Annotated in this window: 28 protein-coding genes; 11 read left to right on the forward strand and 17 right to left on the reverse strand. The window is 71.6% G+C overall.

Features of this window, described 5'->3' with window-relative positions; all coding sequences use genetic code 11:
- Positions 1–22: 22 nt before the first annotated feature.
- Positions 23–1,408, reverse strand: a complete 1,386-nt coding sequence (locus ABT324_RS13995) for a glycine--tRNA ligase (protein WP_351176102.1) — start codon at positions 1,406–1,408, stop codon at positions 23–25.
- Between the two features lie 218 nt (positions 1,409–1,626).
- Between ABT324_RS13995 and ABT324_RS14000 the strand changes: the two genes are divergently transcribed.
- Positions 1,627–2,097, forward strand: a complete 471-nt coding sequence (locus ABT324_RS14000; protein ID WP_351176279.1) for an ArsR/SmtB family transcription factor — start codon at positions 1,627–1,629, stop codon at positions 2,095–2,097.
- Complete coding sequence (locus ABT324_RS14005; RefSeq protein ID WP_351176104.1) at positions 2,094–2,510, forward strand: Fur family transcriptional regulator; 417 nt, start codon at positions 2,094–2,096, stop codon at positions 2,508–2,510. The genes ABT324_RS14000 and ABT324_RS14005 overlap by 4 nt, the downstream gene beginning before the upstream one ends.
- 4 nt (positions 2,511–2,514) lie before the next feature.
- Here ABT324_RS14005 and ABT324_RS14010 read toward each other — a convergent pair whose 3' ends face one another.
- The 5 genes from ABT324_RS14010 to recO all read right to left on the reverse strand — a co-directional run bounded on the left by ABT324_RS14010 (position 2,515) and on the right by recO (position 6,870).
- Positions 2,515–3,213 carry a TIGR03943 family putative permease subunit gene (locus ABT324_RS14010; RefSeq protein WP_351176106.1) on the reverse strand — a complete coding sequence of 233 codons (699 nt, stop codon included), beginning with the start codon at positions 3,211–3,213 and terminating at the stop codon, positions 2,515–2,517.
- Positions 3,213–4,163 carry a permease gene (locus tag ABT324_RS14015; RefSeq protein ID WP_351176281.1) on the reverse strand — a complete coding sequence of 317 codons (951 nt, stop codon included), beginning with the start codon at positions 4,161–4,163 and terminating at the stop codon, positions 3,213–3,215. Before ABT324_RS14015 ends, ABT324_RS14010 begins: the two co-directional genes overlap by 1 nt.
- A gap of 580 nt (positions 4,164–4,743) precedes the next feature.
- Positions 4,744–5,172 carry a hypothetical protein gene (locus ABT324_RS14020; RefSeq protein ID WP_351176108.1) on the reverse strand — a complete coding sequence of 143 codons (429 nt, stop codon included), beginning with the start codon at positions 5,170–5,172 and terminating at the stop codon, positions 4,744–4,746.
- Positions 5,172–6,008, reverse strand: coding sequence for an isoprenyl transferase (locus ABT324_RS14025; protein WP_351176110.1), 837 nt, complete (start codon positions 6,006–6,008; stop codon positions 5,172–5,174). The genes ABT324_RS14020 and ABT324_RS14025 overlap by 1 nt, the downstream gene beginning before the upstream one ends.
- Positions 6,009–6,072: 64 nt before the next feature.
- Entirely contained in the window at positions 6,073–6,870 is a 798-nt protein-coding gene (gene recO, locus ABT324_RS14030; RefSeq protein ID WP_351176113.1) for a DNA repair protein RecO, read from the reverse strand.
- A 116-nt stretch (positions 6,871–6,986) separates the two neighbouring features.
- Between recO and ABT324_RS14035 the strand changes: the two genes are divergently transcribed.
- A complete protein-coding gene (locus tag ABT324_RS14035) occupies positions 6,987–7,325 on the forward strand; it encodes a DUF4190 domain-containing protein (protein ID WP_351176115.1) in 339 nt (112 codons plus the stop codon).
- Here the strand turns inward: ABT324_RS14035 and ABT324_RS14040 are convergent.
- Complete coding sequence (locus ABT324_RS14040) at positions 7,322–7,738, reverse strand: DUF2752 domain-containing protein (RefSeq protein WP_351176117.1); 417 nt, start codon at positions 7,736–7,738, stop codon at positions 7,322–7,324. The genes ABT324_RS14035 and ABT324_RS14040 overlap by 4 nt on opposite strands.
- Positions 7,739–7,830: 92 nt before the next feature.
- Between ABT324_RS14040 and ABT324_RS14045 the strand changes: the two genes are divergently transcribed.
- Positions 7,831–8,223: a DUF4190 domain-containing protein gene (locus ABT324_RS14045; RefSeq protein ID WP_351176119.1), complete on the forward strand. Its 393-nt coding sequence runs from the start codon at positions 7,831–7,833 to the stop codon at positions 8,221–8,223.
- Between the two features lie 41 nt (positions 8,224–8,264).
- Here ABT324_RS14045 and era read toward each other — a convergent pair whose 3' ends face one another.
- The 9 genes from era to hrcA form a co-directional block, all read right to left on the reverse strand.
- Positions 8,265–9,170, reverse strand: a complete 906-nt coding sequence (era, locus tag ABT324_RS14050; protein ID WP_351176121.1) for a GTPase Era — start codon at positions 9,168–9,170, stop codon at positions 8,265–8,267.
- Between the two features lie 219 nt (positions 9,171–9,389).
- Positions 9,390–9,752, reverse strand: coding sequence for a cytidine deaminase-like protein (locus ABT324_RS14055; RefSeq protein WP_351176123.1), 363 nt, complete (start codon positions 9,750–9,752; stop codon positions 9,390–9,392).
- Positions 9,745–11,073, reverse strand: coding sequence for a hemolysin family protein (locus ABT324_RS14060; protein WP_351176125.1), 1,329 nt, complete (start codon positions 11,071–11,073; stop codon positions 9,745–9,747). Before ABT324_RS14060 ends, ABT324_RS14055 begins: the two co-directional genes overlap by 8 nt.
- A gap of 11 nt (positions 11,074–11,084) precedes the next feature.
- On the reverse strand, positions 11,085–11,648 hold the full coding sequence (ybeY, locus tag ABT324_RS14065) for an rRNA maturation RNase YbeY (protein WP_150069576.1): 564 nt from the start codon (positions 11,646–11,648) through the stop codon (positions 11,085–11,087).
- Positions 11,645–12,727 carry a PhoH family protein gene (locus ABT324_RS14070; protein ID WP_351176127.1) on the reverse strand — a complete coding sequence of 361 codons (1,083 nt, stop codon included), beginning with the start codon at positions 12,725–12,727 and terminating at the stop codon, positions 11,645–11,647. The genes ybeY and ABT324_RS14070 overlap by 4 nt, the downstream gene beginning before the upstream one ends.
- Before the next feature lie 177 nt (positions 12,728–12,904).
- Positions 12,905–13,270 carry a histidine triad nucleotide-binding protein gene (locus ABT324_RS14075; protein WP_351176129.1) on the reverse strand — a complete coding sequence of 122 codons (366 nt, stop codon included), beginning with the start codon at positions 13,268–13,270 and terminating at the stop codon, positions 12,905–12,907.
- A gap of 406 nt (positions 13,271–13,676) precedes the next feature.
- Positions 13,677–14,420, reverse strand: a complete 744-nt coding sequence (locus ABT324_RS14080; RefSeq protein ID WP_351176131.1) for a 16S rRNA (uracil(1498)-N(3))-methyltransferase — start codon at positions 14,418–14,420, stop codon at positions 13,677–13,679.
- 56 nt (positions 14,421–14,476) lie between these two features.
- Positions 14,477–15,649 (reverse strand): molecular chaperone DnaJ, encoded by a 1,173-nt coding sequence (gene dnaJ, locus ABT324_RS14085; protein ID WP_351176133.1) that lies wholly within the window; start codon positions 15,647–15,649, stop codon positions 14,477–14,479.
- A 58-nt stretch (positions 15,650–15,707) separates the two neighbouring features.
- The gene (gene hrcA, locus ABT324_RS14090; RefSeq protein ID WP_351176283.1) at positions 15,708–16,730 is read right to left on the reverse strand and encodes a heat-inducible transcriptional repressor HrcA; all 1,023 of its coding nucleotides are present in this window, start codon (positions 16,728–16,730) and stop codon (positions 15,708–15,710) included.
- A gap of 195 nt (positions 16,731–16,925) precedes the next feature.
- On the opposite strand from hrcA, the gene ABT324_RS14095 reads away from it, so the two are divergent.
- The gene (locus ABT324_RS14095) at positions 16,926–17,246 is read left to right on the forward strand and encodes a type II toxin-antitoxin system VapB family antitoxin (protein ID WP_351176135.1); all 321 of its coding nucleotides are present in this window, start codon (positions 16,926–16,928) and stop codon (positions 17,244–17,246) included.
- On the opposite strand, the gene hemW is transcribed toward ABT324_RS14095, so the two are convergent.
- Positions 17,228–18,457, reverse strand: a complete 1,230-nt coding sequence (hemW, locus tag ABT324_RS14100) for a radical SAM family heme chaperone HemW (protein ID WP_351176137.1) — start codon at positions 18,455–18,457, stop codon at positions 17,228–17,230. The two genes, ABT324_RS14095 and hemW, sit on opposite strands and share 19 nt — an antisense overlap.
- A 66-nt stretch (positions 18,458–18,523) precedes the next feature.
- Between hemW and ABT324_RS14105 the strand changes: the two genes are divergently transcribed.
- The 6 genes from ABT324_RS14105 (at position 18,524) to ABT324_RS14130 (ending at position 23,727) form a co-directional block, all read left to right on the forward strand.
- Positions 18,524–18,616: a putative leader peptide gene (locus ABT324_RS14105; protein WP_342782947.1), complete on the forward strand. Its 93-nt coding sequence runs from the start codon at positions 18,524–18,526 to the stop codon at positions 18,614–18,616.
- Between the two features lie 108 nt (positions 18,617–18,724).
- Positions 18,725–20,422, forward strand: coding sequence for a nitrite/sulfite reductase (locus ABT324_RS14110; protein WP_351176139.1), 1,698 nt, complete (start codon positions 18,725–18,727; stop codon positions 20,420–20,422).
- Positions 20,419–20,568 carry a hypothetical protein gene (locus tag ABT324_RS14115; RefSeq protein ID WP_351176141.1) on the forward strand — a complete coding sequence of 50 codons (150 nt, stop codon included), beginning with the start codon at positions 20,419–20,421 and terminating at the stop codon, positions 20,566–20,568. Before ABT324_RS14110 ends, ABT324_RS14115 begins: the two co-directional genes overlap by 4 nt.
- The gene (locus ABT324_RS14120; RefSeq protein ID WP_351176143.1) at positions 20,565–21,290 is read left to right on the forward strand and encodes a phosphoadenylyl-sulfate reductase; all 726 of its coding nucleotides are present in this window, start codon (positions 20,565–20,567) and stop codon (positions 21,288–21,290) included. The genes ABT324_RS14115 and ABT324_RS14120 overlap by 4 nt, the downstream gene beginning before the upstream one ends.
- 102 nt (positions 21,291–21,392) lie before the next feature.
- Positions 21,393–22,331, forward strand: a complete 939-nt coding sequence (cysD, locus tag ABT324_RS14125) for a sulfate adenylyltransferase subunit CysD (RefSeq protein WP_351176145.1) — start codon at positions 21,393–21,395, stop codon at positions 22,329–22,331.
- Between the two features lie 58 nt (positions 22,332–22,389).
- The gene (locus ABT324_RS14130) at positions 22,390–23,727 is read left to right on the forward strand and encodes a sulfate adenylyltransferase subunit 1 (protein WP_351176147.1); all 1,338 of its coding nucleotides are present in this window, start codon (positions 22,390–22,392) and stop codon (positions 23,725–23,727) included.

Genomic DNA, 23,727 nt, shown 5'->3' on the forward strand with positions numbered 1-23,727 from the left:
ACTCCCCGAGCGGGCTGGAGCCTCAGCAGCCGATCAGGCGGACCGCGAGGTACTCCTCCAACTTGTCGATCGCCACCCGCTCCTGGCTCATGGTGTCGCGCTCGCGAACCGTCACCGCGTGGTCGGACAGCGTGTCGAAGTCGACCGTCACGCAGAACGGGGTGCCGACCTCGTCCTGGCGGCGGTAGCGGCGGCCGATCGCACCGGCGTCGTCGAAGTCGACGTTCCAGTTGCGGCGCAGCGTCGCGGCGATGTCGCGAGCCTTCGGCGACAGCTCGGCGTTGCGGGACAGCGGCAGCACCGCCACCTTCACCGGCGCCAGCCTGCGGTCCAGCTTCAGCACCACGCGCTTGTCCACCCCGCCCTTGGCGTTGGGCGCCTCGTCCTCGTGGTAGGCGTCGATCAGGAACGCCATCATCGGACGGCCCACACCCGCCGCCGGCTCGATCACGTACGGCCGGAAGCGGGAGTTGCTGGCCTGGTCGAAGTACGACAGGTCCACCCCGGAGTGGTTGGAGTGGGTGGTCAGGTCGAAGTCGGTGCGGTTGGCGATGCCCTCGAGCTCACCCCACTCCTGGCCACCGAAGCGGAACCGGTACTCGATGTCCACGGTGCGCTTGGAGTAGTGCGACAGCTTCTCCTTCGGGTGCTCGTACTCCCGCAGGTTGTCGCTGCTGATGCCCAGCTCGGTGTACCAGGCCATGCGCTGGTCGATCCAGTACTGGTGCCACTGCTCGTCCTCGCCCGGCTCGACGAAGAACTCCATCTCCATCTGCTCGAACTCGCGGGTCCGGAAGATGAAGTTGCCCGGGGTGATCTCGTTGCGGAACGACTTGCCGATCTGGCCGATGCCGAACGGCGGCTTCTTGCGCGCCGTGGTCATCACGTTGGCGAAGTTGACGAAGATGCCCTGCGCGGTCTCGGGGCGCAGGTAGTGCATCCCCTCCTCGCTCTCGACCGGCCCCAGGAAGGTCTTGAGCATCATGTTGAACTCGCGCGGCTCGGTGAACTGGCCGCGGGTGCCGCAGTTCGGGCACGGGACGTCGGACAGGTCGTCCTCGGCGACCTCCTTGCCGGTGCGCTCGGAGTACTCCTCGGCGAGCTGGTCGGCGCGGAAGCGGTGGTGGCAGGACGTGCACTCCACCAGCGGGTCGTGGAACGCGGTGACGTGCCCGGAGGCCTCCCAGACCGGGCGGGGCAGGATCACCGACGAGTCCAGGCCCACGACGTCGTCGCGGCCCTGCACCATCGACTTCCACCACTGGCGCTTGATGTTGTCCTTGAGCTCGACGCCGAGCGGACCGTAGTCCCAGGCCGACCGGGTACCGCCGTAGATCTCACCGGACGGGTAGACGAAACCACGGCGCTTGCAGAGATTGACGATCGTGTCGATCTGGTCGGCGGGCACGTTAACTCCGGAAATCGTTCGCTGGATCAAGTCGAACCAGCTGGTCGGGCTGGAGTTTCCCAGCGTACCGATCGCGGCGCGGCGCGCGTTCGCCCGGGCCGTGGTGTCTTCGCGATCGTCCTTCCGGGGGTTACCCGTAGGATGGGTGCGTGGAGCGTCACTGCGCCATGGCACCGCAGTTCGACGGCCCCGCGCCCCGACGCCTCGGAGAGGAAGCGATGCCCGCGATCAGCCCGGATGCCGAGCCGGCCCAGCCGACCGCGCGGCCCGGCCTGGACCGCCCCGAGGACCACGTGCACTCCCCGGACCGGGCGGCGCGCCCGGCTCCGCTGCGGGACCAGCAGGTCCTGGTGGAGGCGGGCGAGCTGCTGCGGGCCCTGGCCGCCCCGGTGCGGATCGCGATCGTCCTGCAGCTGCGAACCTCCGAGCGCTGCGTGCACGAGCTGGTCGACGCCCTCGGCGTCGCCCAGCCGCTGATCAGCCAGCACCTCCGGGTGCTGAAGTCGGCCGGGGTGGTGCACGGCGAGCGGCACGGTCGCGAGGTCGTCTACCGGCTCGTCGACGAGCACCTGGCGCACATCGTGGTGGACGCCGCCGCGCACGCGGAGGAGACCTCCGCTGCCCGGGCGCGCGGGGCCGCGGCGCGCTCCACCGGACCCGACGGCGGACAGGAGACGGAGACAGCGTGACCACCGGTGAAGGCCCCGCGGTCGGGGTACCGGGACTGCGGGCCACCAAGCAGCGGGCGGCGGTGTCGAAGCTGCTCGACCAGGTCGACGACTTCCGCTCGGCCCAGGAGCTGCACGAGGAGCTGCGGCGGCAGGGCGAGGGCATCGGCCTGACCACGGTGTACCGCACCCTGCAGACCTTGGCCGACGCGGGCGAGGTCGACGTGCTGCGCAACCCGTCGGGCGAAGCGGTGTACCGGCGGTGCTCCAGCCATCACCACCACCACCTGGTGTGCCGCCACTGCGGCCGCACCGTCGAGGTTGCCGACCCGCCGGTGGAGAACTGGGCGGAGCGCATCGGCCAGGAGCACGGCTTCACCAACGTCAGCCACACCGTCGAGATCATCGGCACCTGTCCAGACTGCGCGGACTGACGGTTCAGTACTCGTAGGTGTCCTGCGGAGCCGGGATGGGGCGGAGGTCCAGGACGTCCACCGCCGGGACGTAGTCGTTGGCCTCCGTGGCCGTGCCCGGGCGCAGCCGGGCCGTCACCTCGATCCAGGTGTCGGCTGGGAGGTCGGAGAGCTGTGGCGCACCGGCGAGGTCGATCTTCACGGGTGCCGCGTCGGCCGCGCAGCAGGTGATGCGCATGCGCGCGAGCTGCGTGGTCCCCGGTGCCGGGTGCACGACGAAGCCCTGGAGGCGGACCGCTCGGCCGTTGAGCGCACCGCTGTCGTCCCAGATCACGCGGGTGAGGAACTCCGAGGTGCTCAGCAGCGGCGCCCGCTCCGGGGGCAGTTCCGGGAACAACGCCTCCTCCGGGGCCTGCGGGGCCGCGGCGCGGTCCCGGGTGACCGAGTCCGAGCCCAGGGCTGGCGGGGCCACCAGGAAGATCGCGAACACGGGCAGCAGCAACAGCCACGGGCTGCGCGAGTCGTGGTCGTGGTGCCGGGCGCCGCTCGCGCGGACGTCGCGGATGATGGCGAACACCGCGAGCCCGACCACGACCAGCCCGGACAGCAGCAGCCACGGGAACAGCGTCGGCTTGACGTAGCGCAGGTAGCTGCCGCCGAGCGCGATCTTGAGCAGTGCGCCGCCGAGCAGCAGCAACAGCAGGTTCTGGGTCTCCCGGCGCATCACGAACCTCCCAGCAGCACGGCGCCGACCCCGACGGCGCAGGCGATCGCGACCACGAACGTCGCCGGGGCGAAGCGGGCCGCGAACCCGCGCCCGAACGCCCCCGACTGCAGGGCGACCAGCTTCAGGTCCACCGCCGGGCCCACCACGAGGAACACCAGCTTGGGGAGCAGCGGCAGCCCCGGCATCGAGGCCACCACGAACGCATCGGCCTCGCTGCACAGCGCCAGCACCACGGCGAGCACGGCCATCACCAGCACCCCGAGCACGAGCTGACCACCCAGCGACTCCAGCCACTCGGTGGGCACGAGGACGTTGAACACCGCGGAGGTCAGGCCACCGAGCACCAGGAAGCCACCGGCCTCCACCAGGTCGTGCCGCGCGGATTCGGCGAACACGACCCAGCGGCTCCCGCCCTGCCGCGCTTCGACTCGGCGCAGCGCGCGCTCGGCGAGCCACTCGGTCCTGCCCAGCCTGGCCCACAGCCAGCCCATCGCGCAGGCCGTCAGCAGCGAGCCGAGGAACCTGGCCAGCACCATGCGGGGCTCGCCGGGGAAGGCGACCGCGGTGGACACCAGGACGACCGGGTTGATCGCCGGTGCGGCCAGCAGGAATGCCAGCGCGGCGGCGGGTGCGACGCCCTGCTGCACCAACCGGCGCGCCACCGGCACCGACGCGCATTCGCACCCGGGCAGCGCGAGACCAGCGGCGCCGGCGACCGGCACCGCCGCCGAGGCGTTGGCGGGCAGCGCCCGGCGCAGCGCGCCCGGCGGGACGAATGCCGCGATCAGCCCGCTGACCAGCACTCCGAGCACCAGGAACGGCATGGCCTGCACGCACACCGCGACGAACACGGTCGATCCGGTGCGCAGCGCGGGGACGTCCAGCAGCGCGGTCAGCTGCGACTGGAACACCGCAGCGAGCACGAGCAGGACGCAGAGCACCTCCATCGAGGTGATCTTGAGGCGCCGCGTGCGCGGCGGATCGGCGATCTCGGTCACCCGGACATGGTGCCAGTTCGAACTGATAATCGTTCGCACTAGTGCGCTAAGAAGTGGTCTCGACACTGCACGTGGTCGGATCGACCCTGGTCAACCGAGGTTCCGAGGTTGCGGACCTCCGGTGCCGACACACCGGCGCATCCCCCGGCTGGGGCGTCCCCCGCGATTTCCAGAGGAGGTCTCACCGAAACCAGGCGAGTCACCCGTAGTTACAGTTTCAACTGAAACTGTAACTACGGGTGAGCGCGGGAGCCGTGCCCACCGACCCCAGCGCCGATCACGAGCGCTGGTAAAGGGCACCTTCCGCCGACTGACTCGGCACGAGGTGCCCCGCCACCCCGGGCGCGAAGCGGCGTGTCGTCAGATGAGCAGGGACAGGCGCAGTTTCAATTGAAACTGCGGGTCTCCGGCGTGTCAGGTGCCCGACACGCCGGTGGTGCGGCGGGGGCGCCTCACTGAGATCAGCGCGGTGGAAACGGACGTGCGTTTTCCACTGGAACCGCGGCGCACCCAGGGGGGAGGGCCGGGGTCAGGAGGTGGTGCCCTCGGGTTCGGCGAGGAGCTCCGAGCGCAGCTGGGACGCCGTGGCCACCACGAGCATCAGCAGCGTGCCCAGCGGGGCCGGGGCCATGCCCTCCGCCGGGAAGGCGTAGCGCAGCGTCACGTCCATCCCGCGCTCGGTGCGGACCACACCCAGCGTGCCGAACAGCCCCTGCCCGGCCCGCTCCGCGACCGACTGCGCGAGCTCGTCCGTCGCCGGGAGGTCCCAGGCGACCACGCAGGTCAGGCTCAGCACGGTCAGCCCCTCGGCCAACTGCATCGCCTGCACCGCGCACGGCACCTCGGAATGTCGGAAGGTCAGCGCGCCGTCGTCGTCGACGTGCACGTCGTGGTAGGTCTCGAGCGCTTCCTTGGCCGCGGTCATCAACCGCGCCGTGGTCGCCGCCTCCTGCGTCATCAGTTGCCCTCCTGGGCGGGTTCGGCGTCCGCCGCCGCCCGATCTACAGCCCCGCCGAACCGCCGGTCCCGGCGCGCGTACTCCTCGCACGCCCGCCACAGGTGCCGCCGGTCCACGTCGGGGAACAGGGTGTCCTGGAAGACGAACTCCGCGTAGGCGGACTGCCAGAGCATGAAGTTCGACGTCCGCCGCTCACCGGAGGGCCTGATGAACAGGTCCACGTCCGGCATCTCCGGCTGGTACAGGTACTTCGCGATGGTGCGCTCGTCGACCTTGTCCGGGTTGATCTTCCCCGCCGCCGCCAGCCGCGCGATCTCCCGCGCCGCGTCGCCGATCTCGGCCCGACCACCGTAGTTGACGCACATGGTCAGGTTCATGACTTCGTTGTTCTGCGTGCGCACCTCGGCGGACTGCAGCTGGTTGACCACGCTGCGCCACAGCTTCGGCTTGCGCCCGGCCCAGCGCACCCGCACGCCCATCTCGTCGAGCTCGTCCACGCGGCGCGCGATCACGTCGCGGTTGAAGCCCATCAGGAACCGCACCTCGTCCGGGCTGCGCTTCCAGTTCTCGGTGGAGAAGGCGTACAGCGACAACCACTTGACGCCGAGCTCGATCGCCCCGCGGGCCAGCTCCAGCACCACGGCCTCACCGCGCTTGTGCCCCTCGATGCGGGGCAGGCCGCGCTCGTTGGCCCACCGCCCGTTGCCGTCCATCACGACCGCGACGTGGTTGGGCACGAACTCGGACGGCAGCGCCGGTGGCTTCTCCCCCGAGGCGTGCGGGGCCGGTGCCCGAACGGTCGGGTCGTCCTTGCCCCGCCCACGGCGTCGCAACATATCTGGCCACTCCTCCTCCGACTGCGTGCGGTGCTCATTGTCCCCGCACGCGTCGACCAACCGTTCAGCGCCCGTCCTCGGCGGTGCCGACCAGCGCGGCTTCGGACGCCCGCTCCCGGATCAGCTCCGGCACGGTCCGCTCGACCAGCGGCAACGAGCGCAACTGCCGCTCCATGTGCCACTGCAGGTGCGCGGCGATCAGCCCGCTGGCCTCGCGGTGGACTGGCGGCTCCGCCCGCTCGGCCGCCGACCAGTCGCCGTGCAGCAACGCCTCCATCAGAGGCAGCGTGCGCGTGGACGGGCGCACCGAACCGGCCGGGCGGCACCGCGCGCACACCGCCCCACCGGCCTGCACGTTGAACGCGGCGTGCGGGCCGGACTCGCCGCACCGCGCGCACTCGGACAGCGCCGGGGCCCACCCGGCGAACGACATCGCGCGCAGCAGGAACGCGTCGAGCACCTGCGAGGAGTCCCGCTCCCGGCCGGACAGCGCGCGGAGCGCGCCGATGGCCAGCAGGTAGAGCCGCAGCACCGGCTCGCCCTCCTCGGCGGCCAGCCGGTCGACGGTCTCCAGCACCGCGCAGGCCGCGGTGTAGCGCTGGTAGTCGTCGACGATGTGCAGGCCGAAGGCGTCCAGGGTCTGCACCTGGGTGATCACGTCGAGCGTGCGGCCGGTGTAGAGCTGCACGTCGACGTGGCAGAACGGCTCGACGCGGGCCCCGAACCGGGAAGTGGTCCGGCGCACCCCCTTGGCCACCGCGCGCACCTTGCCGTAGCGGCGGGTCAGCAGGGTTATGATCCGATCCGCCTCACCCAGCTTCTGCACCCGCAGCACGACCGCGGTATCCCGGTAGAGGCTCACCCCCACATCGTCGCACCTGGCGCCCGGACGCCTGGCGGGTGCGGCGGAGGTTCCGAGGGATCCGGTTCGCCCCCGGGACGCCCCAAGGTGCGAACCGCAGCCGCTGAGAGGAACGGATGACCTACCCGTACGACCCCTACAACCCGTACCAGGTTCCCGGCTACCCGCCACCGCCGCGCAACAACGGCATGGCGATCGCCTCGATGGTCGTCTCGCTCGCGGCGATCCTGACGTGCTACGGCGCGCTGCTCGTCGGACCGGTCGGAGCGATCCTCGGGCACGTCTCGATGCGAGAGATCAACCAGAACCCGCAGGCCTTCTCCAACCGCAGCATGGCGCTGACCGGCATCATCGTCGGCTGGTCGGTGTTCGCGTTGTGGGCGCTGATCCTGACGTTCGTCATCCTGGCGGCCACCGGCGTGCTGGGCGCGGCACTCCAGGAGTCGTTCAACTAGGCGCGCAGCGCCTCGAAGGGTGGGAAGGGCAGGTTCCGCAGCACGGTCCAGGCGATCACCGAGGCCCCCAGCGCCACGGCTACGACCTTCCCCCACCGCCCTGGCGGCCACATCCGCCGGGCCTTCCCCAGCTCCAGCCTCGCCCCGGCGACCAGCAGCACGAGCGCCAGCGGAACCAGGACGAGGACGGCGAAGGCGTTGTGGTCCACGGCAGCCACCAGGTCACCACGCGCCAGGTCCGCGATCACCCGGCTCCCGCCGCACCCCGGGCAGTCGACGCCGAAAGCCGCCCTGACCGGGCACTCGACCGCGAGGACCCCGCTGCCCAACAGGAGCCCGAGCGCCGCGGTCGCGGCGACTGCGCTCGCGGTCCACCGCAACCGCAGCGGGGAACGCGTCCTGGCTGATCGCACGTCGAACGAGGATAGCCAATTCGGCAGCGGGACCGGCACCCGATTTGCCAAGATCAGATGCACTTCCCATGCATGTGGACGGAGAACCGAAGTTGACCACGCCCCCGCACGACCCCTACAACCCGAACAGCGGTGGATTCCCGCAGCAGCCGTACCAGCAGCCCTACGGGCAGCCCGGCTACATCCCGGTGGTCGCGACGACCCCGGCCCTCCCGCCGAACAACGGGATGGCCATCACCTCGATGGTGCTCTCGCTGGTCGGCATCGTCACCGTGTGCGCGTGGATCGGCTTCGTGCTCGGCATCCTCGGGGTGATCTTCGGGCACGTCGCGCAGGGGCAGATCAAGCGCGACGGCACTCGCGGCGCGGGCATGGCGGTGGCCGGTCTGGTGGTCGGCTACTGCGTCATCGGGCTGCTGGTGCTCGTCCTGGCCCTGCCGTTCCTGATCACCGGATTCGCGGTGCCGCTGCTCGGCGCCAACTGATCACCACCCGGGTGGGCGGCGCGGACCGCCCACCCGGTGGGTCAGAAGCCCAGCTTGCGCAGCTGCCGCGGGTCGCGCTGCCAGTCCTTGGCCACCTTGACGTGCAGGTCGAGGTAGATCTTGCTGCCCAGCAGGGCCTGGATGTGCTTGCGGGCCTGGGTACCGACCGCGCGCAGCCGCTCCCCGCCCTTGCCGATGACGATCGACTTCTGGCTCTGGCGCTCGACGTAGACCACGGCGTGCACGTCGATCAGGTCGTCGCGGTCCTCGCGGGGGATCATCTCCTCGATGGTCACCGCCAGCGAGTGCGGCAGCTCGTCGCGCACGCCCTCCAGCGCCGCCTCGCGGATCAGCTCGGCGATGAGGGTGGTCTCCGGCTCGTCGGTCAACTCGCCGTCCGGGTACAGCTGCGGTCCCTCCGGGAGCTGCTGCACCAGCAGGTCGGAGAGCACGTCGACCTGGAAGGAGTCCACGGCCGACACCGGGACGAGGTCGGCGAAGTCCATCACCTGCTGCAGGTCCAGTAGCTGCTGGGCGACCTGCTCCTTGGGCACCAGGTCGGTCTTGGTGACGATGCCCAGCACCGGGGTGCGGCGGGCCACCTTCTTCAGCTGCTCGGCGATGAACTTGTCGCCCGGGCCCACCTTCTGGTCGGCGGGCACGCAGAACCCGACCACGTCCACCTCGGACCACGTCTCGTAGACCAGGTCGTTGAGCCGCTTGCCGAGCAGGGTGCGCGGGCGGTGCAGACCGGGGGTGTCCACGATGATCAGCTGCGCGTCCGGGCGGTGCACGATGCCGCGGATGGCGTGCCTGGTGGTCTGCGGCTTGCTGGAGGTGATCGCCACCTTGGAGCCGACCAGGCGGTTCGTCAGCGTCGACTTCCCGGCGTTGGGGCGGCCGACGAAGCAGGCGAATCCGGAGCGGTGCACATCAGAGCTGGTCACCGACCCATTGTGACGGCCAGGCCCGCACCCGTACCGCCCGGGGTCCACGGCCCCGGGCGGCAACCAGCGCCACGGCTTCCCCCGGGGAACCGCACCCCGTCCGGCGGGCCGGACGTCCGGCCTTCCGGAGGACCGCAGTTTCAATTGAAACTGCGAAACCCGGTGGCTGGGATGCGCAGTTTCAATTGAAACTGCGATCGGCGCGGACGGGGTGACGGGTCAGGGGTTGAGGACTTCGGCGACTTCGCCGCGGGCGTCGGCGCGCAGGATCGGGGCCTTGGCGGTGAGGTCGCGGACTGCCGCCGCGGAGTCGGCGTCGACGGTCCTGGCGTCGGTGACGACCGCCGCTGCTTCCAAGCCCTCCGCCCCGCTGGAGACCGCCGCGGCCACCGCCGCCTGCAGCGCCGTGAGGCGCAGTGACGGGAGGGCGACCGTGGTCGCCGCGTAGGTCCGGCCGTCGGTGTCGCGCACCGCCGCGCCCTCGGCGGCGCCGGTGCGGGCGCGGGCCGACCTCGCGAGCGTGACGATCTTGGCGTCCTCCGGGTCGATCTGCTGCGGCGCCGCCGCTTCCTGCTCAGCCACGGGTGTTGCTTCCCTCCTGGTCAGCACCGCTCAGCGGTGCTTGGTCGGTGTTGACCGGGCGGACCAGCAGCGCGTTGATGCGGATCCGGCCGCGGTGGTCCTTGCCGCCCTCGGCACGCACCTTCAGCCCGGCGATCTCGGCTTCGGCCCCCGGCAGCGGAACCCGGCCGAGGCGCTGCGCCAGCAGGCCGCCGACCGTCTCCACGTCGGAGTCGTCCAGCTCGACGCCGAACAGCTCACCGAGGTCCTCCACCGGCAGCCGCGAGCTGACCCGGACCGTGCCGTCGTCGAGCTTCTCGATCGGCCGGTGCTCCTCCAGGTCGGACTCGTCGGTGATCTCGCCGACGATCTCCTCGATGATGTCCTCGATGGTCAGCAGCCCGGCGGTGCCGCCGTACTCGTCGACGGCGATGGCCAGGTGGCTGCGGGACAGCTGCATCTCGCGGAGCAGCTCGTCCACCCGCTTGGTGTCGGGCACGAAGCTGGCCGGGCGCATCAGCCCGGACACCGGCGGACCGGCCTCGTCGCGCGCGGTCAGCACCGCGCGGGTGAGGTCCTTGACGGTCACCACGCCGACGACGTCGTCGACGCTCTCGCCGATCACCGGCACCCGGGAGAACCCGGAGCGCAGGCACAGCGCCAGCGCCTGCCGGGCGGACTTGGTCTGCTCGATCCAGATGATCTCGGTGCGCGGCACCATGACCTCGCGGGCCAAGGTGTCGCCGAGCTCGAAGACCGAGTGGATCATCTCCCGCTCCCCGGCGGCGACCACCCCGCGCTCCCCGGCCAGGTCCACCAGCTCGCGCAGCTCCACCTCGGTGGAGAACGGCCCCTCGCGGAACCCCTTGCCGGGGGTGATCATGTTGCCGATCAGGATCAGCAGCCTGGTCAGCGGGTTGAGCAGCCGGGCCAGCACGCGCACCGGCGCGGCCACCTTCAGCCCGATGCCGTAGGGGTGCTGCCGGCCGAGGGTGCGCGGCCCGACGCCGACCAGCACGTACGAGGCCACCAGCATGATCAGCCCGGCGATCACCACGGCCCAGGCTTCGGAGTCGGCCAGCCGCAGCGCGACCACCGTGACCAGCACCGTGGCACCCAGCTCGCAGGCCAGCCGCAGCAGCAGGAGCAGGTTGACGTGCCGCGGCCGGTCGGCGAGCAGCAGCGCGAACTGCTTGGCCCCGCCGCGGCCCTCGCGCACCAGCTCGTCCACGCGGGCGCGGGAGGCCACCGTGACAGCCGCCTCGGAAGCGGCGAACACCCCGGCGGCCAGCACCAGCAGCACTGCCGTGACCAGGAACGCGGTGGAATCGGAGAATTCCAACGCCAGCTCCCTCAGTCGGCAGGCGTCGGACCGCTCTGCGGCTCCGACTCGTCCAGGCCGACCGCGCCGAGCACCCGGTCGTCGGCGCTGCGCTGCGCTTCCGCGCGCTCAGCTTCGGCGCGGGCCTCGCGGAACTCGGCCAGGATGCGGTTCTGCAGCCCGAACATCTCGCGCTCCTCCTCCGGCTCGGCGTGGTCGTAGCCGAGGAGGTGCAGCACGCCGTGCACGGTGAGCAGGTGCAGCTCGTCGAGCAGGCTGTGCCCGGCCTTGCGAGCCTGGTCGCGGGCGAAGGCCGGGCAGAGCACGATGTCGCCCAGCAGTGCCGGGCCGGCCCCGGCCGAGTCGGGTCGGCGGGCCGAGTCGTACTCGTCCATCGGGAAGGACATCACGTCGGTGGGGCCGGGCAGGTCCATCCACCGCTCGTGCAGGTCGGCCATCACGTCGAGCTCCACCAGCACGATGGACAGCTCGGCGAGCTGGCTGACGCTCATCTTGTCCAGGGCGAACCGGGCGACCGAGACGATGGTCGCCTCGGGCACTGCGACGCCGGATTCGTTGGCGATCTCGATGCTCATGCTCGTCCTCGTCGCTGCCCGTTGCGCCGACCGGACCGGTCGTGCTGCTCGGCGTCTTCCAGTGCGTGCCAGCGGTCGTACGCGTTCACGATGTCGGTGACCAGCCGGTGCCGCACCACGTCGTGGCTGTCCAGCTGGGCGAAGTGCACGTCCTCGACCTCGCCGAGGATCTCCTGCACCACCTTCAGCCCGCTGCGCTGGCCGCCGGGCAGGTCGATCTGGGTGACGTCCCCGGTGACCACGATCTTGGAGCCGAAGCCCAGCCGGGTCAGAAACATCTTCATCTGCTCGGGCGTGGTGTTCTGCGCCTCGTCGAGGATGATGAACGCGTCGTTGAGGGTGCGGCCGCGCATGTAGGCCAGCGGTGCGATCTCGATGGTGCCCGCCTGGGTCAGCCGCGGCACCGACTCCGGGTCGACCATGTCGTGCAGCGCGTCGTACAGCGGCCGCAGGTAGGGGTCGATCTTCTCGTAGAGCGTGCCCGGCAGGAAGCCGAGCCGTTCCCCGGCCTCGACCGCGGGGCGGGTGAGGATGATCCGGTTGACCCGCTTGGCCTGCAGCGCCTGCACCGCCTTGGCCATCGCCAGGTAGGTCTTGCCGGTGCCGGCCGGGCCGATGCCGAAGACGACGGTGTGGTGGTCGATGGCGTCGACGTAGCGCTTCTGGTTCAGCGTCTTGGGGCGGATGGTCCGGCCCCGTCGCGACACGATGTCCAGGCTGAGCACGTCGGCGGGGGACTCGTCGTGGTCCGCGGAGAGCATCCCGACGCTGCGCCGGACGATGTCCGGGGTCAGCGGGCTGCCCTTGCCGATGAGCGCGATGAGCTCGGCGAAGACCCGCTCGGCGAAGGCCACCTCGGCGGGGTCGCCGGACAGCGTCACCTCGTTGCCCCGAACGTGGACGTCGGCGCTGAGCAGGTCCTCCACGACCCGCAGGTTCTCGTCGCGGGACCCGACCAACGTCAGCACGACGTCGTCGGGAACGGTCACCCTGGACTGCGCCGTCGCGGTCTGGGCTGTTGCCGTCTGGTGGGGTTCTCCGGACTGGGCGGCAGCGCCACCCGCTGCAATACCGGCCACGTGTGTTCGGGCCTGCTTTCTGCGCGTTCCGCGCGGGTCGTTCGGTCAGTTCTACCTGGCTCCGATGGTAGTCCACGCGGCAATCAGATTGCCGCCATCACCGCGGCTCCGAGGACGTGGATCACGCAACACCCCGGCGGTGCGGCCTCGCGACCGCACCGCCGCCGGGTGGGTCGGTCAGCCCTCGAGCGGGCCGCCGGTCAGGCCGCCGAGCGGTTCGCCGCCCAGCAGGTGTAGGTGGACGTGGAAGATCGTCTGCCCGGCGTCGGCGTTGGTGTTGAACAGCAGCCGGTAGCCGGACTCCTCGACGCCCTCCGCCTCGGCGATCTCGCGCGCCACGGTGAACAGCTCGGCGAGCAGCCCCGGGTCGGCGGCGGCCAGTTCCGCGGCGTTGCGGTAGCGCTCCTTCGGGATCACCAGCACGTGCGTGGGGGCCTGCGGGTTGATGTCGCGGATGGCGATGACCCGGTCGTTCTCCCGCACGATGTCGGCGGGCACCTCGCGCGCGATGATCCGCAGGAACAGGGAATCCATGTCGCTCATGCCGGAAGACTAAGGGGTGCCCGCGCGGCCCGGAGTGGTGCGGCCCACCCGGCACGCTGCGCCGCAACCGGGTCTGGGGGTGTTCCCGCCTGCGGCGCAGCTCTCGCCGGACCGAGGGGGGAGGTGTCCGGCGAGTGCTGGGGTCCGATGCCCCGTGCGGCACCGGTCGCGGCCAAGCCGCGATGTTCATCTTTCACCACCGAGCGTAGCGCTCCGTCAACCATTCGCGCTACGAGAACGGAAGAAGTTTTTGATCTTCTTAGCGGACCGTCACCAGGCGAACAAGACCACCACCGCCGGGTGGACCAATCGACACCCTGCTTCTTCCACGATGCGGTACCCAGGTTCCGGCGAATTCGAACCTCAATGGAAATCGGACACCTGATCTCCATTGGAATCGCGGAGATCAGCCCCAGCGGTCGGTGCGGACGCCGAGGGCGCCCAGGGCAACGGCGGCAGCGGTGGAGGCGCGGAGCACCGTGGGCCCCAGGCGCACCACGTGCGCGCCCGCCTCGGTCAGGGCCGCGAGCTCCTCGCGGGTGATGCCGCCCTCCGGGCCGACCACCAGCACCAGCTCGCCCGACTCCGGCAGGTCGACGGAGGCCAGCGGTTCGGTCGCCGACTCGTGCAGCACCAACGCCGCGTCGGCGCTGCCGACCAGCGCGGCCAGCTGCTTGGTGCTCACCGGCTCGGACACCTCCGGTGTCCACGCCCGCCGCGCCTGCTTCGCCGCCTGCTCCGCGGTGCTTCGCCACCGCGCCAGCGCTTTCGCGCCGCGCGGGCCGTCGTCCCACTTCGCCACGCAGCGGGCGGCCCGCCACGGCGCGACCGCGTCGACACCTGCCTCGGTGGCCAGTTCCACCGCCAGCTCGCCGCGATCACCCTTCACCAGGGCCTGCGCGAGCCGCACCCGCAGCGCGGGCTGCGGTTCGCGCCAGGTCTCGGTGACCGCGAGCTGCAGGGAGTCTTTGGCCGCGGCCACCACCTCGCAGCGCGCCAAGCCGCCCGCGCGGTCGGACAGCAGCAGGTGCTCGCCCGCCCGGAGGCGGCGGACGGTGGCCGCGTGCTTGCCCTCCGGGCCGTCCAGCGTGGTCGGCCCGACGGCGGGCAGCTGCTCGACAGCGAACACCGGCAACGAGGATTCCGACACGTTCCTGCCTCAGTCCGGGGAGCGGCCCCCCGCGGGGGGCCGCTCGCGGGGAGTTCTCAGCGGTGCCCGAAGGACCGGAACCGGGAGAACAGCCCGTGCCTGCTGCCGTTGCCGTTGGCGGTCACGGTCGGCTCGGGCTGCTCCTCGCCGCGCAGCGCGGCGAGCTGGCGCAGCAGGTCCGCCTGCGCGTCGTCGAGCCGGGTCGGCACCACGACGTCCAGGTGCACGTGCAGGTCGCCGTGCCCGCTGACCTTGCCGTTGGAGCGCAGCTTCGGCAGGCCGCGTCCGGTGAGCACGTGCTCAGTGCCGGGCTGGGTGCCTGGTTCGACGGCGAGCTCCTCCTGCCCACCGTCGAGGGTCTCCAGCGTCAGAACCGTGCCCAGCGCGGCCGCGGTCATCGGCACCTCGACGGTGCAGTGCAGGTCCGCGCCGTCGCGGGTGAACCGCTCGTGCGGCAGCTCCTCGACCTCGACGAACAGGTCGCCCGCCGGACCGCCACCGGGCCCGACCTCGCCCTCACCGGCCAGCCGGACGCGCATCCCGTCGCCGACCCCGGCCGGGATCTTGACCGTGATGGTGCGCCGCGCGCGGACCCGCCCGTCGCCGTTGCACTGCTGGCACGGGTCGGTGATGACCTCGCCGAAGCCGCGGCACACCGGGCACGGGCGGGAGGTCATGACCTGCCCGAGGAACGAGCGCTGCACCGACTGCACCTCGCCGCGGCCACCGCAGGTGTCGCAGGTCGAGGGCGCGCTGCCGGCCTTCGAGCCACCGCCGTCGCAGGAGTCGCAGAGCACCGCCGTGTCGACGGTGATGTCCCGGTTGACTCCGCTGGCGCACTCCTCCAGCGTGAGCTCGAGGCGCAGCAGCGCGTCGGAGCCCGGCTGGACCCGGCTGCGCGGGCCGCGGCCGCCGCCACCGGCACCACCGCCGAAGAAGGCGTCCATGATGTCGCCGAGCCCGCCGAAACCGGCGAACGGGTCGCCCATCCCGCCGCCTCCGCCGCCGCCGTTGCCCAGCGGATCACCGCCGAGGTCGACGACCTGCCGCTTCTTCGGGTCGGACAGCACCTCGTAGGCGGTGGTCACCTCGCGGAACCGCTCCTGCGCGGCCTCGTCGGGGTTGACGTCCGGGTGCAATTCCCTCGCGAGCTTGCGGTAAGCCCGCTTGATCTGCTCGGGCGTCGCGTCCCTGGACACGCCGAGAGTCGCGTAGTAGTCCCTGGCCACCTTCTCCGTACTTCCTCTGCTCGATCAACGAGTACATGCCGGTCCGGCTGGTGAAGCGTCACCGACCGACCAGGATCTCACCCACGTACCGGGCGACCGCCCGCACCGCCGCCATCGTGCCCGGATAGTCCATCCGGGTGGGTCCGACGACACCGAGTCCTCCCAGCACCATGCCATCAGAACCGTATCCGGTCGAAATCACCGAGGTCGTCTGCATCTCCTTGGCCTCGTTCTCCATGCCGATGCTGACCCGCACGGTGCTGGAGTCGCGGGAGGCGGCGAGCAGCTTGAGCACCACCACCTGCTCCTCGAGCGCCTCCATGACCTGGCGCAGCGAGTTGGGGAAGTCGGCCACGTTGTTGGTGAGGTTGGGGGTGCCGCCGAGCACCATCCGCTCCTCCGGGTGCTCCACCAGCGAGTCGATGAGCACGCTGCACACCCGGATCAGCGCGTCGCGCAGCTCCGCGGGGGCCTGCTCGGGCAGCTCGGCCACCGCCGCGGAGGCCTCGGCCAGCCGCTTCTCGGCCATCGCGGCGTTGAGCACGTTGCGCAGCCGCGCCACGTCGTCGTCGGTGATGACGTCGCCCAGGTCGACCATCCGCTGGTCGACGCGCCCGGTGTTGGTGATCAGCACCAGCATCAGGCGGGCCGGGGTGATGGTGACGACCTCGACGTGCCGGACGGTCGAGCGGGTCAGCGTCGGGTACTGCACGACGGCGACCTGCTGGGTGAGCTGCGCCAGCAGCCGGACGCTGCGCCGCATCACGTCGTCGAGGTCCAGCGCGCCCTCCAGGAAGGTGTGGATGGCGCGGCGCTCGGCGGTGGTCAGCGGCTTGATGTCGTGCAACCGGTCGACGAACATCCGGTAGCCCTTGTCGGTGGGCACCCGCCCAGCGCTGGTGTGCGGTTGGACGATGAAGCCCTCCTCCTCGAGCGCTGCCATGTCGTTGCGGACCGTGGCGCTGGACACACCCAGGTTGTGGCGGTCGACGAGTGCCTTGGAGCCGACCGGCTCCTTCGTCGACACGTAATCCGCGACGATCGCCCGCAGGACTTCGAACCGGCGTTCATCCGCGTTCACCCGCGCCACCTCCTCCTGCGTCCGCAGCACCTGCCCAGCCTGATGCGCCCGGGCCGCGCCCGGGTACCACCACCGAGTTTACGGTGTTCCCCGCCCGAGACCGAGCGCCGCAGGTGGGCACGGGTAGCCTGCCGGTGGCCGACCGGCCAGCGGTCCGCCACCGACGGGCACCGCTCGCCAGGAGGTGACCAGCACGTGATCTTCAAGGACGTCCGCGAGGGCCGGCCGTACCCGGAGCTGCGGATGTCCCTGCGGGACTGGGCCGCGGTGCCGCCGCGGCCGGTGCGGATGGAGGAGCTGGTCACCACGACCAAGGTCCTGCACCTGGACCGGTTGCTGAGCCCGGACTCGACCTTTTTCGGCGACCTGTTCCCGCACGTGGTCGGCTGGCGCGGCGAGCTGTTCCTGGAGGACGGCCTGCACCGGGCCCTCCGCGCGGCCCTCCACCAGCGCACGGTCCTGCACGCCCGCGTCCTGGACCTGGACGCCCCGCGCCCTCACGCGATGAGGCGCTGAACCACCCCGTCGGCGAGCAACCGGCCCCGGTCGGTGAGCACGCAGCGGCCCGCGGTGAGGGCGTCGCGATCGAGGAGCCCGTCGGACACCGCCTGCTTGGCCGCCAGCACCCCGGACTCGTCGAGGGCCGCCACCGGGAGGCCCCGCGCCACCCGGAGTTCCAGCATGATCCGCTCGATGCGCTGGTCCTCGGTGCTCAGGCGCTCCCGGCCCGCCGCCGGGGAGTTGCCCTCGGCGAGCAGCGCCGCGTAGCGGGCCGGGTGCTTGACGTTCCACCAGCGGACCCCGCCGACGTGGCTGTGCGCGCCCGGTCCAGCGCCCCACCAGTCGCCGCCCTGCCAGTAGCCCAGGTTGTGTTGGCAGGCCGCCGCGTCGTCGCGGGCCCAGTTGGACACCTCGTACCAGCGCAGGCCCACCTCGGCGAGCGTCCGGTCGATGAGCTCGTAGCGGTCGGCGAGCACGTCGTCGTCGGGCATCGGCAGCTCGCCGCGGCGGACCTTGCGGGCCATCGCCGTGCCGTCCTCCACGATCAGCGCGTAGGCCGAGACGTGGTCGACGCCGGTGCTCAGCACCGCGTCCAGCGAGCGGCGCAGGTCGTCGTCGGCCTCCCCCGGCGTGCCGTAGATCAGGTCCAGGTTGACGTGCTCGAACCCGGCTGCACGCGCCTCGCGGGCGGCGGCCACCGCGCGGCCCGGCGTGTGCCGCCGCTCCAGCACCCGCAGCACGTGCTCGGCGGCCGACTGCATGCCGAGCGAAACGCGGTTGTAACCGGATTCGCGGATCGCGGCGAAGAACTCCGGCGACGTCGACTCCGGGTTGGACTCGGTGGTGACCTCCGCCGCATCCGCCAGCCCGAAGGTGCTGCGGACCACCGCCAGCACCTCCCCCAGCCGCTCCGCGCCGAGCAGCGACGGGGTGCCCCCGCCGACGAACACCGTCTCCGCCCGCGGCACCGGCGCACCGCCCGCGCCCAGCACCCGCGCGCCCAGCTCCAGCTCGGCCCGCAGGCCGTCCAGCCAGCTGCGGAAGCTCGCCGAGGAGCCCAGCTCGTCGGCGGTGTAGGTGTTGAAGTCGCAGTACCCGCAGCGGGTGGCGCAGAACGGCACGTGGACGTACACGCCGAACGGTCGGGAACCGAGTCCGGTCAGGGCCTCGGGCGGCAGGGTTCCGTCGGCCGGGGCGGGTTCGCCAGTGGGCAGCTGAGCAGGCACAGCACCACTGTCTCACCATTCGGATGGGCCTGGACCGGCTGGTGGGCGCGTGGCACGCTCCTTCACGTGGGCGCAACATTGCCGAGGCTTCTGCTGGTTGCCCGCCGCTACGTGGACCTGCGGCGGGTTTCCAGCGCGCTCTGCCGCGCCATCGACTGATCCCGCGCTGCTGCACTGTCCAGTCGGCGCTGGGGGCGCCGGCAGTGCGATCCGTCACCGACGGGGATGACACGCGGCGCCGCCGCGCCTGAATCCCGGAGGTCGGACATGGTCCCCCCGACGGAAGCTGCCACCCGCCCCGCCCGCAAGCGCAAGACGCGCGGCGAGGGCCAGTGGGCGCTCGGCTACCGCGAGCCGCTCAACGCCAACGAGCGGTCCAAGAAGGACGACAACCCGCTCAACGTCCGGCAGCGCATCGAGACGATCTACGCCCACGGCGGCTTCGACTCGATCGACCCGGCGGACCTGCGCGGCCGGTTCCGCTGGTGGGGCCTGTACACCCAGCGCGCACCGGGCATCCCGGGGGCGCGCACCGGCACCATCGAGCCGGAGGAGCTCGACGACCGCTACTTCATGCTGCGGGTCCGCGTCGACGGCGGGGCGCTGACCACCGAGCAGCTGCGCACCGTCGGTGAGGTCTCGCAGACCTACGCCCGCGACACCGCCGACATCACCGACCGGCAGAACATCCAGCTGCACTGGGTGCGGGTGGAGGACATGCCGACGATCTGGCAGAAGCTGGAGGGCGTCGGGCTGTCCACCACCGAGGCCTGCGGGGACTGCCCGCGCGTGGTGCTGGGTTCACCGGTGGCCGGGATCGCCGCCGACGAGATCATCGACGCCACCCCGGCCATCGACGAGATCGCCGAGAAGTTCATCGGCGACCGGTCGCTGTCCAACCTGCCGCGCAAGTTCAAGTCCGCGATCAGCGGTTCGCCGCGCTGGGACACCGTGCCGGAGATCAACGACATCTCGCTGGTCGGCGTGGTGCACCCGGAGCACGGCCCCGGGTTCGACCTGTGGGTCGGCGGTGGCCTGTCCACCAACCCGAAGCTGGCCGTGCGGCTGGGCGCCTGGGTGCCGCTGGGCGAGGTCGCCGAGGTGTGGCAGGCGGTGGTGCAGGTCTTCCGCGACTACGGCTACCGGCGGCTGCGGCACCGGGCCCGGTTGAAGTTCCTGGTCAACGACTGGGGTCCGGAGAAGTTCCGACAGGTGCTGGAGGACGAGTACCTGGGGCGGGCGCTGGTCGACGGCCCCGCGCCGGAGACGCCGACCGGGGCGCGCGACCACATCGGGGTGCACCCGCAGGTCGACGGCAACTTCTACGTCGGGGTGAAGTCCCCGGCCGGGCGGGTCAGCGGGTCGACGCTGGTGGAGGTGGCCAAGGCCGCCGAGCGCGTCGGTTCCCGCCGGGTGCGCACCACGGTGGAACAGAACCTGCTCGTGCTGGACGTGGCGGGGTCCGAAGTGGACGGCCTGGTCGCGGACCTGGCCGAGCTGGGCCTGCAGGCCGACCCGTCGCCGTGGCGGCGCAGCGTGATCGCCTGCACCGGCATCGAGTTCTGCAAGCTGGCCATCGTGGAGACCAAGGAGCGGGCGATCGCCCTGGTCCACGACCTGGAGCAGCGGCTGGCCGACATCCAGGGCGACATCGCCGACCCGGTGACGATCAACCTCAACGGCTGCCCGAACGCCTGCGCCCGCACCCAGGTCGCCGACATCGGCCTGAAGGGCCAGATGGTGCCGGACGGCAACGGCAACCAGGTGGAGGGCTTCCAGGTGCACCTGGGCGGCGGGCTCGGGCAGGACGCCGGGTTCGGCCGCAAGATCCGCGGCCACAAGGTCACCTCCGCCGAGCTCGGCGACTACGTGGAGCGCCTGGTCCGCCGCTACCTGGCGCAGCGCGCGGACGGCGAGCGCTTCGCGCAGTGGGTGGCCCGCGCCGACGAGGACGACCTCAAGTGAGCCGGGCGACGCCGTTCTACTGCCCGTACTGCGGCGACGAGGACCTGACGCCCGAAGCCGAACCGGCCGGGGCGTGGAAGTGCCAGTCGTGCCTGCGGGTGTTCGCGGTGCGGCTGGTCGGACTGGCCCTGGGAGGAGACCGATGACCGCCGACCCCACCACGAAGATCGGCACCCGGCGCGGCGACGACGAGCTGCGCGCCCTGGTCGAGGAGGCCGCGCCGCGGCTCGCCGAGGCCAGCGCGCAGGAGGCGCTGCGCTGGGCCGCGGAGACCTTCGGCGACGAGCTGATCGTCGCCTCCAACATGCAGGACGCGGTGCTGGTCGACCTGGCCGCCAAGGCCAGGCCGGGGGTGGACGTCCTGTTCCTGGAGACGGGCTACCACTTCGCCGAGACCATCGGCACCCGCGACGCGGTGGCGCAGGTCTACGACGTGTCCATCGTCAACGCGATCCCGGAGCAGACGGTCGCCGAGCAGGACGCCGCCGAGGGACCGCGCCTGCACGAGCGGGACCCGAACCGCTGCTGCTTCCTGCGCAAGGTGGTGCCGCTGCGCAACACCCTGGCCCGCTACGAGGCGTGGGTGACCGGCGTGCGGCGGGTGGAGGCCCCGACGCGCGCGAACACCCCGGTCGTCACCTGGGACGACCGCAACGGCCTCGTCAAGGTCAACCCGCTGGCGGCCTGGTCGGACGAGGACCTGCAGCGCTACATCGACGAGCACGGCGTGCTGGTCAACCCGCTGGTCCCGGCCGGCTACCCGTCGATCGGCTGCCAGCCGTGCACGGCCAAGCCCGCGCCGGGCGCGGACCCGCGCAGCGGCCGCTGGGCGGGCAGCTCCAAGACCGAGTGCGGCCTGCACGGCTGAACGGCATGTTTCCGAGCTCGACCTGACTCGCGCAGGCGGGCCGAGCGGCTGCGCCGCTCCGAAGACACAGACACAGCAGCCCCCGAGACCGCAGGAGGGGACATGACCGCAATCGATGCCGAGGTCGAGCTGGCGGGTGACGCACCGCCACAGGTGGACAACCTGGACGCGCTGGAGTCCGAGGCGATCCACATCTTCCGCGAGGTCGCCGGGGAGTTCGACCGACCGGTGATTCTGTTCTCCGGCGGCAAGGACTCCACGGTGCTGGTGCACCTGGCGCTCAAGGCGTTCCGGCCCGCTCCGGTGCCGTTCCCGCTGCTGCACGTCGACACCGGGCACAACTTCCCGGAGGTGCTGGCCTTCCGCGACGAGCTCACCGCGCGGCACGACCTGCGGCTGGTGGTGGCCTCGGTGCAGGACTACATCGACGACGGGCGGCTGCAGGAGCGCCCGGACGGCACCCGCAATCCGCTGCAGACCACGCCGCTGCTGGACGCGATCAGCGAGAACCGGTTCGACGCGGTGTTCGGCGGCGGTCGCCGCGACGAGGAGCGGGCCCGCGCCAAGGAGCGGATCTTCAGCCTGCGCAACGCCTTCGGCCAGTGGGACCCGCGCCGCCAGCGCCCCGAGCTGTGGAACCTCTACAACGGCAGGCACCGGCCGGGCGAGCACGTGCGGGTGTTCCCGCTGTCGAACTGGACCGAGCTGGACATCTGGCGCTACATCCAGCGGGAGAAGATCGAGCTGCCGGACATCTACTACGCGCACCGCCGCGAGGTGTTCCAGCGCGACGGCATGTGGCTGACCTCCGGCCCGTGGGGCGGTCCGCGCGACGGCGAGGTCCCGGAGCTGAAGACGGTCCGCTACCGCACGGTCGGCGACGGTTCCTGCACCGGCGCGGTGGAGTCCGAGGCGTACACGGTGGACGACGTGATCGCCGAGGTCGCGGCCAGCCGCCTCACCGAGCGCGGCGCCACCCGCGCGGACGACCGGATCTCGGAAGCCGCGATGGAGGACCGCAAGCGCGAGGGCTACTTCTGACCGGTGCCGCCGGGCACACCGACCACGTCCTCATCGAAGACCAGGAATGGGTTTCCGAATGACCGAGACCACCACCCGCACCGCACCCGACAGCGGCACCGAGGTGACCTTGCCGGTGCAGACCGACCTGCTGCGGCTGGCCACCGCCGGGTCCGTCGACGACGGCAAGAGCACCCTGGTCGGGCGGCTGCTGCACGACACCAAGTCGGTGCTGGCCGACCAGCTGGACGCGGTGCACCGCGCCAGCGCCGACCGCGGCCTGGCGACCCCGGACCTGTCGCTGCTGGTCGACGGGCTGCGCGCGGAGCGCGAGCAGGGCATCACCATCGACGTGGCCTACCGCTACTTCGCCACGCCCAAGCGCTCCTTCGTGCTGGCCGACACCCCGGGGCACGTGCAGTACACCCGGAACACGGTCACCGGCGCGTCCACCGCGCAGCTGGCGGTGCTGCTGGTCGACGCGCGCAACGGCGTGGTCGAGCAGACCCGGCGGCACGCGGCCGTGCTGGCGCTGCTGGGCGTGCCGCAGCTGGTGCTGGCGGTCAACAAGATCGACATGGTCGACTTCGACGAGGCGGTGTTCACCCGCACCGCCGCCGAGTTCACCGAGCACGCCCGCGCGCTCGGCTACCGCGACGACGCCGTGGTGACCATCCCGGTGTCCGCCCTGCTCGGCGACAACGTGGTGGAGCGCTCGGCGAACACGCCGTGGTACGACGGCCCGTCGCTGCTGGAGCACCTGGAGCGCGTACCCGTGGCGCCCGACCCGCACGACGCGCCGTTCCGGCTGCCGGTGCAGTACGTGATCCGACCGCGCACCGCGGAGCACCCGGACTACCGGGGTTACGCGGGCCAGGTGGCGGCCGGGGTCGTCACCGAGGGCGACGAGGTCGTGGTGCTGCCCGCCGGGGTGCGCACCCGGGTGTCCAAGGTGGACACCCCGAACGGCGCCAAGCCGCGCGCGGCCGCGGGGCACTCGATCACCCTGCTGCTGGACGACGACGTGGACATCTCGCGCGGTGACCTGATCGCCGCCGCGGACGCCGCCCCGGAGCTGACCGACGAGCTCGACGCCACGGTGTGCTGGCTGACCGAGAAGCCGCTGCAGGCGGGCGCGAAGGTGCTGGTCAAGCACGGCACGCGCACCGCGCCCGCCATCGTCACCGAGCTGTCGGCCCGCTTCGACGAGCAGCAGCTGTCCAGTGTGGATGGTCCGGACGCGTTGCAGCTCAACGAGATCGGCCGGGTGCAGCTGCGGACCGCGGAGCCGCTGCCGGTGGACACCTACGCGGCCAGCCGCCGCACCGGCTCGTTCCTGGTGATCGACCCCGCCGACGGCACCACCCTGGCCGCTGGCCTGATCGGGGTCCCACTGGCGCCGTTCGCCGCGGGATGA

Origin of the sequence: Saccharopolyspora sp. NPDC000359 (assembly GCF_040300525.1) — a bacterium.
In the GTDB taxonomy this organism is placed as follows: Bacteria; Actinomycetota; Actinomycetes; order Mycobacteriales; family Pseudonocardiaceae; genus Saccharopolyspora.

What these genes read in the sequence shown, in the direction of transcription:
- ABT324_RS14000 (WP_351176279.1), top strand. Translation starts at nt 1,627, where the DNA reads ATGCCCGCGATCAGCCCGGATGCCGAGCCGGCCCAGCCGACCGCGCGG.
- ABT324_RS14010 (WP_351176106.1), bottom strand. Translation starts at nt 3,213, where the DNA reads ATGCGCCGGGAGACCCAGAACCTGCTGTTGCTGCTGCTCGGCGGCGCA.
- ABT324_RS14015 (WP_351176281.1), bottom strand. Translation starts at nt 4,163, where the DNA reads ATGGAGGTGCTCTGCGTCCTGCTCGTGCTCGCTGCGGTGTTCCAGTCG.
- ABT324_RS14020 (WP_351176108.1), bottom strand. Translation starts at nt 5,172, where the DNA reads ATGACGCAGGAGGCGGCGACCACGGCGCGGTTGATGACCGCGGCCAAG.
- ABT324_RS14025 (WP_351176110.1), bottom strand. Translation starts at nt 6,008, where the DNA reads ATGTTGCGACGCCGTGGGCGGGGCAAGGACGACCCGACCGTTCGGGCA.
- ABT324_RS14035 (WP_351176115.1), top strand. Translation starts at nt 6,987, where the DNA reads ATGACCTACCCGTACGACCCCTACAACCCGTACCAGGTTCCCGGCTAC.
- ybeY (WP_150069576.1), bottom strand. Translation starts at nt 11,648, where the DNA reads ATGAGCATCGAGATCGCCAACGAATCCGGCGTCGCAGTGCCCGAGGCG.
- ABT324_RS14075 (WP_351176129.1), bottom strand. Translation starts at nt 13,270, where the DNA reads ATGAGCGACATGGATTCCCTGTTCCTGCGGATCATCGCGCGCGAGGTG.
- ABT324_RS14110 (WP_351176139.1), top strand. Translation starts at nt 18,725, where the DNA reads ATGGTCCCCCCGACGGAAGCTGCCACCCGCCCCGCCCGCAAGCGCAAG.
- ABT324_RS14120 (WP_351176143.1), top strand. Translation starts at nt 20,565, where the DNA reads ATGACCGCCGACCCCACCACGAAGATCGGCACCCGGCGCGGCGACGAC.
- cysD (WP_351176145.1), top strand. Translation starts at nt 21,393, where the DNA reads ATGACCGCAATCGATGCCGAGGTCGAGCTGGCGGGTGACGCACCGCCA.
- ABT324_RS14130 (WP_351176147.1), top strand. Translation starts at nt 22,390, where the DNA reads ATGACCGAGACCACCACCCGCACCGCACCCGACAGCGGCACCGAGGTG.